The sequence below is a fragment of the Bradyrhizobium sp. Cp5.3 genome (genome assembly GCF_000426265.1).
Lineage (GTDB): Bacteria > Pseudomonadota > Alphaproteobacteria > Rhizobiales > Xanthobacteraceae > Bradyrhizobium > Bradyrhizobium neotropicale.
Map to the genome: position 1 here is coordinate 23,561 of NZ_AUFA01000037.1, position 14,652 is coordinate 38,212.

8 protein-coding genes are annotated in these 14,652 nt (G+C 64.0%); 6 read left to right on the top strand and 2 right to left on the bottom strand.

Annotation, left to right across the window (positions count from 1 at the left end; translation table 11 throughout):
* Positions 1–3: 3 nt before the first annotated feature.
* From K289_RS0132630 to K289_RS0132645, 4 genes are all read left to right on the top strand, one after another.
* Positions 4–801 carry an ABC transporter ATP-binding protein gene (locus K289_RS0132630; RefSeq protein WP_027555300.1) on the top strand — a complete coding sequence of 266 codons (798 nt, stop codon included), beginning with the start codon at positions 4–6 and terminating at the stop codon, positions 799–801.
* A complete protein-coding gene (locus tag K289_RS0132635) occupies positions 798–1,589 on the top strand; it encodes an ABC transporter permease (RefSeq protein ID WP_027555301.1) in 792 nt (263 codons plus the stop codon). Before K289_RS0132630 ends, K289_RS0132635 begins: the two co-directional genes overlap by 4 nt.
* Before the next feature lie 61 nt (positions 1,590–1,650).
* A complete protein-coding gene (locus K289_RS45955) occupies positions 1,651–2,724 on the top strand; it encodes a phosphotransferase (protein ID WP_063614240.1) in 1,074 nt (357 codons plus the stop codon).
* 14 nt (positions 2,725–2,738) lie between these two features.
* Positions 2,739–4,085: an aspartate aminotransferase family protein gene (locus K289_RS0132645; RefSeq protein WP_245284059.1), complete on the top strand. Its 1,347-nt coding sequence runs from the start codon at positions 2,739–2,741 to the stop codon at positions 4,083–4,085.
* Between the two features lie 973 nt (positions 4,086–5,058).
* Here the strand turns inward: K289_RS0132645 and K289_RS0132650 are convergent.
* Complete coding sequence (locus K289_RS0132650; RefSeq protein ID WP_027555303.1) at positions 5,059–5,745, bottom strand: response regulator transcription factor; 687 nt, start codon at positions 5,743–5,745, stop codon at positions 5,059–5,061.
* On the bottom strand, positions 5,723–8,281 hold the full coding sequence (locus K289_RS47965) for a sensor histidine kinase (protein ID WP_051311041.1): 2,559 nt from the start codon (positions 8,279–8,281) through the stop codon (positions 5,723–5,725). Before K289_RS47965 ends, K289_RS0132650 begins: the two co-directional genes overlap by 23 nt.
* A gap of 641 nt (positions 8,282–8,922) precedes the next feature.
* Here K289_RS47965 and K289_RS0132670 point away from each other — a divergent pair.
* Positions 8,923–11,385 carry an Ig-like domain repeat protein gene (locus tag K289_RS0132670; protein WP_027555304.1) on the top strand — a complete coding sequence of 821 codons (2,463 nt, stop codon included), beginning with the start codon at positions 8,923–8,925 and terminating at the stop codon, positions 11,383–11,385.
* Between the two features lie 271 nt (positions 11,386–11,656).
* Positions 11,657–14,428, top strand: a complete 2,772-nt coding sequence (locus K289_RS0132675) for an Ig-like domain repeat protein (RefSeq protein WP_035686660.1) — start codon at positions 11,657–11,659, stop codon at positions 14,426–14,428.
* Positions 14,429–14,652: the final 224 nt, after the last annotated feature.

Sequence of the window (14,652 nt, forward strand, 5' to 3'; positions counted from 1 at the left end):
GCCATGAACATGATAGCCAATCGGATCGCCGATACCTATCTGCAGGTCAGAGGCGCGGGGAAAACCTACCCCTCCAAGCATGGCTCGGTCGTCGCGCTCAGCGACATCAACTTGGATGTGCGCCTCGGCCAGTTCAACAGCATCGTCGGTCCGAGCGGCTGCGGCAAGAGCACTTTGCTCAAGTGTATCGCTGGATTGGAGAACATCACTTCCGGCAACATCACCGTGTCGGGCAAGCCCCTGATCGGTCCGCCGGACCGTATGGGCGTGGTGTTCCAGCGTGACGTGCTGCTGGACTGGCGCACCATTCTGGACAACGTGCTGCTGCAGGCCGAATTTCTCGGCCACCCGCGCGAGCAGTACCGCGACCGCGCCATGCAGCTCCTGGAACGCTTTGGCCTCAAAGGCTACGAGAAACGGCATCCGTGGGAGCTGTCGGGCGGCATGCGCCAGCGCGCCTCGATCTGCCGCGCCCTGCTGTGCGATCCCGACCTGCTACTCATGGACGAGCCCTTCGGCGCGCTGGACGCGATGACCCGCGACGATCTCAATGTCGAGCTCGCGCGGATCTGGCAGGGCACCAACAAGACCGTGATTTTCATCACGCATTCCATCTCGGAGGCCGTGTTTCTCGCCGACCGGGTGGTGATGATGTCCCGCGGACCGGGCCGCATCGTCGACATGTTCGATGTCGATCTGCCCCGCCCCCGCCCGCTCTCCGTGCGCGAGACCGATGCATTCGGTGTCTATGCCCAGCGTATCCGCCACCACTTCGCCGAACTGGGAGTGCTCCACGAATGACCAACGGTTTCATCGCGAAGTTCATGCGCGACAGTCGATCACTGGACATCGTCCTCGTCCTGATCGGCTCGATCCTGCTCTGGGAGGTGGTCGTGCGGATCTTCAATCCGCCCGCCATCATCCTGCCCGCGCCCTCGGCGATCTGGGCGGCGTTCTTGCAAAGTCCATGGATATTCGTCCGTAATATGCTCTACACCCTATCGACGACGGCCATCGCCTTCGCGATCTCCGTCGGACTGGGCGTGATCCTCGCCGTCGGCATCGTCCAGTCGCGGTTTCTCGAGCGCACGGTCTACACGCTGCTGATCGCCGTGAACTCGGTGCCTAAGGTGGCGCTGGCACCACTGTTCGTCATCTGGCTGGGTACCGGCGCCTCCTCGCAATTGGCCGTTGCGGTGATGCTGGCGATCTTTCCGATCGTCATCAATACCGTGCTGGGCTTGCGCTCGGTCGACCCAGACATGCTGAATCTCGCCAAAGCAACCCGGGCCTCAAAGTTCGACATCATTTACAAGATCCGAATACCCAACGCGCTGCCCTCGTTGTTCTCGGGCATGAAAGTCGGGATTTCGTTCGCACTGGTCGGGGCGATCGTGGGCGAGTTCGTGGCCGGTGGCCGAGGCCTGGGATTCCTGGTGCTGACGGCCCAGGGCCAGTTCGACACGACGCGCGTCTTCGTCTCCCTCGTGCTGCTCGGCGTCATGGGCACCATCCTGTTCTACGCCGTCGACGTCATGGAACGCATCGCTCTGCCTTGGCATACGTCGCAGCGCCAGCCGACAACTTGATCACGGAACGGACGGGACGCATGCGTCCCTCCCTCGTACACGCCATCGAAAGCGATCCACGATGTCCTCTCCCAATCTGCTGACCGCTGGAGGGTTGGCCACACCGTTCAAGTCGATTGCCGTCGAAGAAGCGCTTGGTATTCTCAATGTCCACTTCGGTGTCGCCGGCACGCTCGATCGTTTGGCAACCGAAAAGGACGACACCTTCCGTCTGGCAACGCCCGCGGGAGAGCGTTTCATCGTAAAGTTCTCGAACCCGGATGAGGACCCGAATGAGTTGGCGCTTCAATCGGATCTACTCGATCACCTGGCAAGACACGACGGCGGCCTTCCGACGCCCCGCGTGGTGCGTGATCGCGATGGTGTGACCTTCTTCACGCACATCGATCGCCATGGCCAGCCACGTCTGGTGCACATGCTGACGTATCTGGAGGGCACGCCGCTCGACCGCGTCGACATAACGGCTGCTGATCGCGCTTTGGTCGGCGCGGTGCTTGCGAAGCTGCGTCTGGCGATGGCCGACTTCAGTCATCCACACGACGGGCGCGAGATTGCCTGGGACGTCCAGCATCTGCCGAAGCTCGCCTATCTTCTAGGTGGCATTCGCGATCCCGAGCAGCGGAGGATGCTGGAACGCGGCCTCCAGCGCTTTCACGAGATCGAGGGCCTACTCAAGCAGTGCCGCCGTCAGGTCCTACATAACGATTTCAGCCGCTCGAACATCGTCGCCGATCGCGCCAACGCCAATTTCGTTACGGGCGTGATCGATTTCGGCGATGCCGTGCGAACCTATATCGCCGTTGACGTCTCGACCGCGTTGCTGAACCAGCTCGATGCTGGCGGCGACGACACAATGTTCGATGCGGGCCGCGACCTTCTGACGGGCTATCTGTCTGTCGCCGGCCTGACGAGCACGGAACTGGAAGTGCTGCCTCACCTCGTCATGGCCCGCGTGATCGCGCGCGCGCTGATCACCACCTGGCGCGCCGAACAATTTCCCGACAACGCCCGCTACATCATGCGCAACACCCACCGGGGTTGGAAGCAGCTGCACTACTTCCTCGAGCGGTCGCGCGACCACATCAGCGAGACATTCGCTGGGGCACCCGAAAAGGTCCGCCTGGAAAGCATCTGAAAGGAAGCACGATCATGAACGCGCCCACCAAGCCCAAGGTCAATGTCGGGATGGTCAACGGCTTCGACCCCAACAACATGGACGGTCTTGACGCCGCGCTTCAGGACAAGATCCGCAAGCGCCGCGAGCTGCTGGGACCGGCCTACCGGCTGATGTACGCCGAGCCCGTCCAGATCAGCCGCGGCCTCGGCACGAAGATGTGGGACGCGCAGGGCAACGAATACCTCGACGCTTACAACAACGTCGTCTCGGTCGGCCACTGCAACCCGCGCGTCGTCGAAGCGGTCCATCGTCAGATGCAGACGCTCTGCACCCACACGCGCTACGTCCAGGATGGTATCCTCGAGTTTGCCGCCGAGATCATTCCGACGTTCGGCGCGCCGATCGAACACATCATGTTCACCTGCACCGGCTCGGAGGCCAACGATCTGGCGCTGCGCATCGCCATGCACCAGACCGGCCGCAAGGGCATCATCATCACGTCCGAGGCCTACACGGGGAATTCGTTCCTGACAGCAGGGCTGTCCCCGTCGCTTGGCAAAAACTCCCCGTTGGGGACCTGGGTCCGCAGGATCCCCGCGCCGGATTCCTACCGCGCGCCCCCGGCACAGATCGCCGAGCTTCTCGTTCGCCAAGTCGCCCACGAGATCGCGGAGCTTGAACGACGGGGTGAAGGGATCGCCGCCTTCATCGCGGACTCGCTGTTCTCATCCGACGGCATCTACGCCAACCCCGCAAATATCCTGCAGCCGATCACCGAGCTCGTGCACAAAGCCGGTGGCGTTGTTATCGCCGACGAAGTCCAGGCTGGCTTCGGACGGTCGGGCGACCGGCTGTGGGGTTTCCAGCGCCATGGTCAGACACCGGATATCGTCACCATGGGCAAGCCGATGGGCAACGGCTTTCCTGTCGCGGCCGTGGCTGTCCGAAGAGAGGTCATCGAGCGCTTCGGCAACGAAATGCGCTATTTCAACACCTTCGGCGGCAACACCGCGGCGATCGCCGCTGCAAAGGCGACATTCGACGTCATCCGCGACGATGGCCTGCAGCGAAACGCCGCCCACATCGGCGCGCTGATCCAGAACGGCCTACGCGAGATCGCCGCCGGCGATGACCGGATCGGTGACGTCCGCGGCGCCGGGCTCTACATCGCGGTCGAATTTGTGAAGAACAAGGCCACGAAGGAGCCCGATGCGACGACCGCGCTCGCCGTGGTCGACGGGCTCCGCAAACGCCGCGTTCTGATCTCGGCAACCGGCTATCACGCGAACTGCCTGAAAATTCGCCCTCCCCTCGTCTTTTCGGAGAGCGATGTCGATCGCTTGTTGACCCAAACGCGCGCTGTGTTGAGTAGCATCTGACCAATTCTCGCGGAACGGCACAATCGAGCTGCTAGCAGACCCCCCGACATCATTCTTTCTCTGTGATCGGCAGAACACTTCGGCGTAAACCGAACACTGACCGCTGCCCGCGAAGAGCACGACTAGGCCTCAAGTCGTACTTCGGCGCCCATCCTCGCGGCCTGACTCTCCAACGCGTCGAAATTTGCGTGGGTCTCACATCACGCAGAGAGCGACGATCCGCACCTGCTCTCGATAGATTTTTCTTGATCTCCCGGTACACACGTCGTGCACACGCCACCTTCTAATCGATTGAAAAACTTGAACTCTCGATCCAATTCACCATGGGCACCGCAGAAAATTTCCACCTTAAGTCACTCATATCATTTATCTATTTTGTCTTCACTCGATCCTTTATGTGATTGGACCGACTGAGGAGTTTTTGTTCGACCAAGCTTTCCCAGATTGCTTTTTCTAGGATCAAATAGGGCCGGATTGGAAGCGAAATCGCGCTTTCGGATTTTCGGTGCACAAGTCGTGAACACGAGGGCGCGTGTGCACACGCCTCCCGCACAATGTGCATCAGTCCCGAACGCTCGAGATACGGGTTGCGCGCGGCGGACGAGCTCCGCGCTGCCGTAACAATCGACTTTACGGAGCTGTCGCGCGGTCTGAGCGTTTTTGGGCACATCCGCGGAGTGGCAGCCCGCGTCCTCAATCCGCAACATGCCGCGTCCGCCGCGACGCATCGGCTGCCCCGACGCTTGGCCCGCAGAGCGACGCAGGATCGCGCCTCGCTCTACATAAGCCTAAACCACCTTGATCCGGTACGGATTGCGCGCGGGATCGAGCCAGTTCTCGTACTTGCGGACCGGAGCGCGTTGTCACGGCAGACTCGGGATAGAGACGCCGAGGGACCAAAGCGCATGGCACTCGGGGTCCGATATCGTTCAAATAGCGCGTGAACACCGCGCCGATCGAGCCAGAGGGCCCATCAGACGCGGACCGCCGGCCATAACGGCACCAACGAATAGCCGACGCCGCGCACCGTTGCGATCGGCGCGGCCGCGCCGTCGTATTGCATCTTGCGGCGCAGCCGCACGATCAGATTGTCGACCGTGTGCTCGCTAATCTCGCGAGGGTCGCGGTTGGAGATGACGTCGAGCAGAAAATCGCGGCTCAACGGCTGGGTCATATGGGACGCGAGGGCGGCGAGGATGTTGAACTCCCCCGAGGTCAGCTTGACCATGCTTCCGTCCGGACGGAACAATTCGCGCCGGACCGGATCGAGGATCCAGCCGTCAAAGGTGATGATCGATTCTTTCGTGCGCCGCAGGACACTGCGGATGCGAGCCAGTAGCGTGCGCAGGTTGATGGGCTTCGAGACGTAGTCGTCGCCGCCGGCATCGAGCCCTGAAAGCACGTCGTCATCTGAGTCGCGGCTGGTGACGAAGATGAGGCCGCATTGCTCGCCGAGCCGCAATTCTCGCGCCAGCGTGATGCCGTCGGCGTCCGGCAGATTGATGTCGAGCAGGACGATGTCGGGCCTGAGTTTAGCTAGGCCGGCGCGCAGTTCGGCACCGGTCGCCACGCCGTGAGCGACCATGCCCTCCTCCTTCAGGAACGAGGTCAGCATCAGCCGGATCTCCGGCGCGTCTTCAACCACGAGCACTGTCGACATTGGCTTCCTCGAATGCACCGCCGACCGCTGTGGATGCCGGCGCGCCTCGTCCGGCGCCTGGCCCGTTCAGCACGAGGCCGATCTGCCTGCGGAGCGCATCGACGGCTTGATCCCGATCCCGAAGTCCGGCCACGACGGTCCTTGCGGCGATCAGCGCATCATCGGCGCTCGCGGCAAGTTGAGGCATGCGCAGATTGGCCGCGCTTCCCTTGATGCGATGGGCGATGCTCGCCAATTCCTTCGGCGTCAGGTCGTCCCGCGCCAGCGCACGGTCCAGCTCCAGCAGGCTGCCGGCAAACAACTCCTGAAATTCGTCGATGCGATCACGCCCGAAGACCTCCTCAAGCGTGAACAAATCGTCCGGCGGCTGCGGAGCGAGGAAAGCCTCGACCTTCCACACGACCTCGTCCGGAGACAGCGGCGCGGCAAGCACGAGGTCCGCACCTTCCTCCAACAGCCCCGCGCCTTCGCCCGGGATGGCAGCAGCGATGATGAAGACGCGCCGGCCTCCGTCCGAGGCACGCGCGCGCAGCGCCCGTAGAAAGCCGGCCGGTGGAGCGACCGCGACGATCGCCGCGAATTCGCGGACCGCAAGCATGGCGCCGGCCGCCTCGAACGAGCCAGCCGGAAAGACGCGAAACCCGAGATCCCGCAGCGGGCCATGCGTTGCCTTGCGGGCATCGCCCACCACCAGGACATCACCGCCGACGGTCAGGACAACGCCGGGGCCGGCGGCAGGCCATTGCCGGATCTGCAGCGCAGCCTCCACCGCACGATGCAGGGCCGCGACATCGATCGGTTTCGCAAGGTGTCCGTCCATGCCGGCAGAGCGACAGGCATCGACGTCTTCCGACATGACGTTTGCGGTCAGGGCAACGATCGGGACGCCGCTCAGCGGCAGCGGCAGCGCACGGATTCGCCGCGTGGCCTCCAGCCCGTCCACATCCGGCATCTGCACGTCCATGAGGACGGCATCAAAGCGCGCACTCCGGACCAGTTCGACCGCCTGCTCGCCCGTCCTCACGAGCGCAATCCGGTGACCTGCCCTCTCCAGAATCCCGCGAGCGACCTCCGCATTGATGTGCAGGTCCTCGACCAGCAGCAGGTTCAATGGCCTGGCGGGCGGGGTCGGCGCGTCGATCACCTCGCGCGCAGCCGAGCCATCGTCCGCAGGCAGCGGCAATGAGAAGCGAAAGCGGCTGCCCTGCCTCGGCATACTCTCGACCTCGATCTCGCCCTTCATGCCTTCCACAAGCCGCTTGCAGATCGCAAGTCCGAGGCCGGTGCCGCCAAAACGCCGGCGAATCGAGGCGTCGCCCTGTTCGAACGACTGGAACAGATTTGCCTGCTGCTCGGGCGTGATGCCGATCCCCGTATCCGAAACACAAAAGACGACCCGTGCTTCGTCGTTGAGCGCGGATGTCGTCACCTCGACCCTGACGCCACCCCGACTCGTGAACTTCAGGGCATTGCCGATCAGGTTGAACAGAATCTGCCGCACCCGCGACTGATCGCCGAGCACCCATCGCGGCACCGCCGGCGAAAGCACGAGTTCCAGCGTCAGTCCCTTCTCGTGCGCACGCGGCGTCATCAGGTTGACGATCTCGCGCAGACTTTGCCTGATGTCGAACGGCGCGCGTTCGTAGATCTCGGCCTGCCGTTCGAGCTTGGAGATGTCGAGAATGTCGTCGAGGATCTTGAGGAGCCCCTCCGCCGACGACCTGATGGTCGAAACACGCCTGCGCTGGGTGAGCGGCAATGGATCGTCCAGCGCCAGTTGCGCCATGCCGAGGATTCCATTCATGGGCGTACGGATCTCGTGGCTCATGACCGCGAGGAAGTCGGCCTTGACGCTTGCGGCCGCCTCCGCCGCGTCCTTGGCCTCGCGCAAATCGAGATTGGTCTGCCGTTCGCGGGCAATGCGCAGATATTCCTCGCGCCGCAGTCGATTGAACTGCGTGCGGGACACGGCACCGACGACATAGCCGACCAGCACGACCAAAACGATGATCGTCAGATCGAGCGGACTCTCCGGGTCCGGCCTCAGCATCGCCCAGAACAACAGGCTGACGGTGGGCGCATAGGCGCTCGTCAACGCAACCCAGCGAAACCGCCCGGGAAGGCACAGGTTGAGCGCGATGGCGATCAGCGGCAGCAACAGTCCGCCGTGGCGGGTCAGGCTCGGATGGTTGAAGATCAGCGCATTGAGCGTGAAGAACGCAACCTGGTGCACATGGGTGATCGCGACGATGCGGGCATATCGTGTCGTCCGCAGCACGGCCAGCACGGCGGCCGCCGCCGCGAGCGCGATCAGCAGCCGAACCTCGACGAAGAACGCCAGCCGCGGGCCGGCCAGCATCAGGAAGTCCAGCGGCAAGAATGACAGGCTCGCGGCCGTATCGGCGAGGATGCACAACAGGGCCATCGCGCGCGCCGACTGCCAGATGCTCGCGGAGAACGCCTCCTCCGTCTTGCCGTCGCGAAATTCGCCGCTCGTCCCAATCAGCCCGTGAAGGTCGAATTCTACCGCCGACATTCCGGCCGATCTCCTCGCTCGCATCTGCGCTTCATTTGCAGAAGTGCCGCGCTCTCGTCCAGAGCCAATGTCGGCGCAATCGACGGCCTTGGCCTCCGATCTCAAACATCAATGCGCATTGATGGTCGATTTTATTCTGTTCGCCTACGAGAGCCGCCTCAGTCGATCCGCGTGCAATTGATCGTGCCTCACGCGCAACACACCCCACCAGACTTCACCCCTGATTCCGGAGGCCAGACATGACCGTTGCAAGCAGGTCAGCTCGAGCACGGTTGGCCGCCCGGCCTCCAGCCGGAAACGAAATGGGCTGGCTCTTGGCTGTAGCCGCCGCATTTCTCGTCGTTCACATCGTCGCCTTGACGATCTGGCAGCGCGCCTCCGCGGACCGGGCAGCCCCAGGACAGTTGGCCATATCGGAGTTGTGCGACTAGCAGCATCAACCCGCGTTGATGGTGGACTCGTTCCCCTTCGCCTAACACGGCTGACAGGCGATCCCAGACACGCGAGACGTCGAGTCGCAAGGATTTTGCGGCCCCACCCATGGGCCGCGCGTCCCGATCAGTGCGGGTGCCCGCGCCGAGACAAGTCTTCGGCCGGGATCCGAACAGGTGGGACGGGGAATGATCTCTTTTAGCTTCGATATGATTGCGCGCCGCGTCCGGTTTCGGTTCGGACACACAAGCTTCGCCGCGCTGCTGGCGGTCTTTGCACTCTTCGCCATCCACGGCACCGCCCACGCCCAGCGAACAGTGCCAAACGCCACGGTCGGAACGCCCTATTCCCAGTCGGTCACCGTCTACACGGACACGGTGTCGTGTAGTCCCCAGAACTGGGCCTTCCAAAATTATCCCGGAATCACTTTTACGAATACCGTCGGTCCCCTCGGTTCGAAGACATGCACCTTCTCGCTGGACGGTACCCCGACCGCGGCGGGGACATTCACCGGCTCTTATTCTTTCCTGACCGGATCGGCTAACCACCCCTCCGACTCGACCGGCCCCCCGCTTTTCTCACTCTCTTATCAGCTCACGATCGACAAAGCGTCGCCCACGGCGTCCGTCACACCATCATCGTCGTCGGTGGCGTATGCTAGCTCGCTTACACTGACGGCGACCCTGAGCAGCAGCTACTCGCCGACCGGAACGATCACCTTCTATGACAACGGCACCTCGATCGGCACGACTGCCGTGTCGGGAACGACCGCGAGCGTGACGGTAAGCTCCCTCTCCGTCGGCTCGCATGCGATCACGGCGAGCTATAACGGCGATTCCAACAACAATAGCGCGTCCGGCGCGACAACCGTGACGGTGACACAGGCCACCCCCTCGATCGCAGTCAACGCCTCCTCCACGCCCGCCAGTAACGGCGCGGCGGTCGCGCTGGTTGCAACAGTGACCGGCGCAAGTTCTCCGACCGGGACCGTGACCTTCTTCGAGGGCTCGACGCAGCTCGGCAGCGCCACGCTTTCGGGCACGACCGCCATCCTGATGCTGTCCTCGTTTCCGCTGGGCTCGCACACGTTCTCTGCGACCTACAACGGCGACACCAACAATGTGTCCGTGACTTCGACCACAGCCGCGCTGTCGGTCGCCAGGGCTGCAACGGCGATCGCGCTCTCGAGCTCGACGACGTCGCTGGCCGCGGCGCAATCGGTGAGCTTGACCGCGACGCTGTCGGGCGCGATTTCGCCGACCGGCACCGTCACCTTCAAGGACGGCGCCACCGTTCTCGGCACCGCCGCGGTGTCGGGCGCGATCGCGACGCTCGCGACCCCGGCGCTGGCGGTGGGCACGCATTCGATCACCGCCATCTATGCCGGCGACGGCAACAATGCCGGCGCAACGTCGAGCGCGATCACCCTGACGGTCGGGCGGTCGGATCCCACCAGCAACTCCGCCGTACGCGGGATGATCGGCTCGCAAGTGTCGAGCGCGATCCTGTTCGGCCAGACCCAGATCGCCAACGTCTTCAGCCGCTTCGAGGCCTTGCACGACGAGGACGATGGCGACGCAGCCAGCTCCACTGGCGGCCGTCAGACGGCGCAGGGCGGCACGGCTGGCGGCAACACTGCATCGGCAGGCCGCATCGGCGACGACAGCCGAACCGCGAGCCTGATCAACAGCCAGTCCGGCGCATCGCCTGCCCTCGGCTACGCCAGTGACCCGCCGATCCGGACCGGCCTCGCCGCGCAAAGCGATGCCGGCGGCGCCGTCAGCCAGCTTGCCGCGATGCTGCCGCAGGCGGTCGAGTCCCTCAACAAGTCCAATCTGCTGCCGTTTCACGTCTGGGCCTCCGGCACGGTCGGCTTCGGCCGGCTGCGCAGCGACGACAGCTTCGACAACCGCTTCACCTCTTCGGGCCTCACGCTCGGCTTCGACCGGCGGATCGTCGACGGACTGAAGGTCGGTGCCGCGGTTGGGCTCGGTTTCGAGCATTCAGACATCGGGACCGACGGCTCGCGGATCGATGCACGCAACTACGATGCGGCGGTCTATGCGAGCTGGCGCTTCCTGCCCCACACCTATCTCGACGTCGCCGGCGGCTACGGCTCACTGCGCTTCGACAACAAGCGTTGGTCGAACGACGGCAATGTCATGCTCACGGGCGTACGCACCGGGCGCGACGTCTTCGGCACGGTAGGCGTAACCAACGTGTCCAAATGGGACAGTTGGAAGATCTCGTCCTATGGCCGTCTCGATATCGTCAGGGCCGCACTCGACGGCTATGGCGAGACGGGCTCGAGCATTTGGGCCCTGAGCTATGACAGGATGAACACTACCAGCGTCGCCAGCGTGATCGGCGGCCGCCTCGCCTACCCGATGCTGCAGAGCTGGGGCGTCCTGACGCCGATCGCCCGCGCGGAATGGCGGCATGCCTTCGACGGCGGGTATGTGCAGAGCCTGAACTACGTCGACCTTGTCGGCCTGGCCTCGGGCTACACGCTCAGCGGGACCTCGACGGCCCGCGACACCCTGACCGGGGGTCTTGCGCTGCGCGCGGATGTCGGCAGCGCGCTCAGCCTCGATCTGGAATATCTGCTGACGAGCTCCGTCAGCGGAATCGAGAGCCAGAGGGTGCGCGGTGCGATGAAGTACGGCTTCTGATGCCACCGAGCAGCCGGAGCCGAAGCGTGGTCCGGCCGTCGCTGCTGCGCACGGCGATTGTGGGAGCGGACCCGCCCGACCCCCACCATCAACGCGCGTTGATGGTGGATTCTACCCCCTTCGCCTACCAGACCTGACAGTCGATCCCGGACACGCAAGACGTCGAGTCGCATGGATTTGCGGCCCCACCAGCGGGCCGTGCGTCCCGATCAGTGCGGGTGCCCGCGCCGAGACCAGTCTTCGGCCGGGATCCGAACTTGTGGGGCGGGATATGATCTCTTTTTGCTTCGATATGACTGCGCGCTGCGACCGGCGAAAGTTTCTGCTGAACTGGTTCGCCGTCCTGCTGGCGATTTTCTCGTTCTTCGCCGCGCATGGCACCGCCCGCGCCGCCCGAATCTTGCCGAACGGCACGGTCGGGACGGCATACTCTCAGACCATCACCGTCTATACGGACGCTGTATCGTGTCTCACCCAGCAGCTTAACTTCGTTACCCCTGGCCTCACCCCCGCAGGAAGCGACACCGCCAAAACGTGCGCCTTCACGCTGACCGGGACTCCAACCGCAGCGGGCACCTACACCAACATGTATTCCTGGGTAGATGGAACGGACACCTTTCCCGCCGACGCGGGTCCTGGCGGCTTGGGTTTTGCTGTGCTCTACAAGATCACCATCGACAAGGCGTCGCCGACGCTGTCCGTCTCGCCATCACCCTCCTCCGTGGTCTACGGCAATGCACTGACCCTGACCGCCACGCTGGCCAATGGGCTCTCGCCCAGTGGAACGGTCACGTTCTTTGACGGCAGCACCGTGATCGGAACAGCATCGGTATCAGGCAGTTCGGCAAGTCTTTCGATCAGTTCTCCTTCGGTCGGCTCGCATGCGATCACGGCGAGCTATGACGGCGACTCCAATCACTACGCCGCCTCGACGACCAGCACGACCAGCGTGACGGTGGTTCAGGCCACGCCGTTGATCGCGCTCAACGCGTCATCCTCCTCGGCGAGCTACGGCGCCTCGGTCGCGCTGGTCGCGACGATGTCAGGCGGTGTGACGCCGAGCGGCACCGTCACCTTTTACGAAGGCTCGACGCAGCTCGGCAGGGCGACGATCTCCGGCTCTACTGCGATCCTGATGCTGTCCTCGCTATCACTGGGCTCGCACACGATCACGGCAACCTATGATGGGGACCCCAACAATGCGTCGGTGAGCTCGAGCTCAGTCGCTGTGACCGTCGGTCAGGACACTCCGACGGTCACCTTGACCGCGTCCTCGACGGCGATGGCTCCCAGCACCTCGGTCACGCTGATCGCGACCATCAGCAGTGGTCGCTCGCCGACGGGATCGGTGACCTTCTACGACGGTTCCACCTCGCTCGGCACCGGCACCGTCTCCGGATCGGCCGCAATCCTGATCGTCCCCTCGCTTTCGGGTGGATCGCACTCGTTCAGGGCGGTCTATGGCGGTGACAGCAACAACACCACGGCGACATCCAGCACGGTCTCGTTGTCGATCGGCTCGGCCACCCCGACGATCTCGGTCTCGAGCTCGACGACGTCACCGGCCGCGGCGCAATCGGTGACCCTGACCGCGACGCTGTCGGGCGCGGCTTCGCCGATCGGCACCGTCACCTTCAAGGACGGCACGACGGTTCTCGGCACTGCCGCCGTGTCGGGCGTGATCGCGACACTCGCCACCCCGGGGCTGGCGATGGGCACGCATGCGATCACCGCCACTTACGGCGGCGACGGCAACAACAACGCCGGCGCGACCTCGAGCGCGATCACGCTGACGGTCGGGCGCTCCGATCCGACCGCGAGCAGCACCGTGCGCGGCCTGATCGGCTCGCAAGTGTCGAGCGCCGTGCAATTCGGCCAGACCCAGATCTCCAACATCTTCAGCCGGTTCGAAGCGCTGCATGACGAGGACGATGGCGGCGGCGCTTCCGGCTCGGCCGGCGCCTCCGGCTCGTCACAGGCTGGATCTGGCGCGAACGGCAACACCGCGTCCGCAGCCGGTGTCCTCGGCGGAGCCGGCCGCACCGCCAGCGCTTTGGACAGCCAGGCCAGCGCGGGCCCGACCCTCGGCTATGCCAGCGAATTACCCCTCGGCGCCTCCCTGACAAAGCAGGGCGACGAGGGCCGCGCCGTCAGCCAGCTTGCCGGGATGCTGCCGCAAGCGATCGAGTCCCTCAACAAGACCAACGTGCTGCCATTTCACGTCTGGGCCTCCGGCACCGTCGGCTTCGGCCGGCTGCGCGGCGACGACAGTTTTGACAACCGCTTCACCTCGTCGGGCGTCACGCTCGGCTTCGACCGGCGCATCGCCGACGGCCTGAAGCTCGGCGCGGCCTTCGGTCTCGGCCTCGACCATACCGACATCGGCAGCGACGGCTCGCGGATCGACGCACGCAACTTCGATGCCGCGCTCTATGCGAGCTGGCGCTTGCTGCCGCACACTTATCTCGACGTCGCCGGCGGCTACGGCACGCTGCGCTACGACAGCAAGCGCTGGTCCAGCGACGGCAACCTCATGCTGAGCGGCACACGGTCGGGACACGATGTGTTCGGCTCACTCGGCGTCACGCACGTCTCCAGATGGGACGGCTGGAAGCTGTCGTCCTATGGCCGCCTCGACGTCGTCAGGGCCGCGCTCGACGGCTATAGCGAGACCGGCTCGAGCCTGTGGGCGCTGAGTTACGACAGCATGAACACCACGAGCGTCGCCAGCGTCATCGGCGGCCGCCTCGCCTATCCGATGCTGCAGAGCTGGGGCGTGCTGACGCCGACGGCCCGCGCGGAATGGCGCCATGCCTTCGACGGCGGATATACTCAGACGCTGAACTACGTCGATCTCGTCGGCCTCGCCTCCGGCTACACGCTCAGCGGCACCTCGACCTCGCGCGACACACTGACCGGCGGGTTGGGTTTGCGCGCCGACGTCGGCCGCGCGCTCAGCCTCGATCTCGAATATCTGCTGACGAGCTCCGCCAGCGGGATCGAGAGCCAGCGGGTGCGAGGTGCCATGAAATACGGATTCTGAGCGCTGCGCCCCCGGCAGATCGCACGCGAAGGGAGATACACAAGACGGTCCGGCGACAGCACCTGAAGGATGTCTCTCGTCCAGTCGGCAATCCCGGTCCAATCCATTCGATCTGCTTTGCTCACGTCGGCTGTAACACGATTTTTCTTTGATCTCCCGGTGCACACATCGTGCACACGCTGCCCTCTAACCAGTTGAGAAACTTAAACTCTCGGTCCAGTCCA

Excerpts from the sequence above, each read along its gene's own strand:
- K289_RS0132670 (WP_027555304.1), top strand. The coding sequence starts at position 8,923 with ATGATTGCGCGCCGCGTCCGGTTTCGGTTCGGACACACAAGCTTCGCC.
- K289_RS47965 (WP_051311041.1), bottom strand. The coding sequence starts at position 8,281 with ATGTCGGCGGTAGAATTCGACCTTCACGGGCTGATTGGGACGAGCGGC.
- K289_RS0132630 (WP_027555300.1), top strand. The coding sequence starts at position 4 with ATGAACATGATAGCCAATCGGATCGCCGATACCTATCTGCAGGTCAGA.
- K289_RS0132650 (WP_027555303.1), bottom strand. The coding sequence starts at position 5,745 with ATGTCGACAGTGCTCGTGGTTGAAGACGCGCCGGAGATCCGGCTGATG.
- K289_RS0132675 (WP_035686660.1), top strand. The coding sequence starts at position 11,657 with ATGATCTCTTTTTGCTTCGATATGACTGCGCGCTGCGACCGGCGAAAG.
- K289_RS0132645 (WP_245284059.1), top strand. The coding sequence starts at position 2,739 with ATGAACGCGCCCACCAAGCCCAAGGTCAATGTCGGGATGGTCAACGGC.
- K289_RS0132635 (WP_027555301.1), top strand. The coding sequence starts at position 798 with ATGACCAACGGTTTCATCGCGAAGTTCATGCGCGACAGTCGATCACTG.
- K289_RS45955 (WP_063614240.1), top strand. The coding sequence starts at position 1,651 with ATGTCCTCTCCCAATCTGCTGACCGCTGGAGGGTTGGCCACACCGTTC.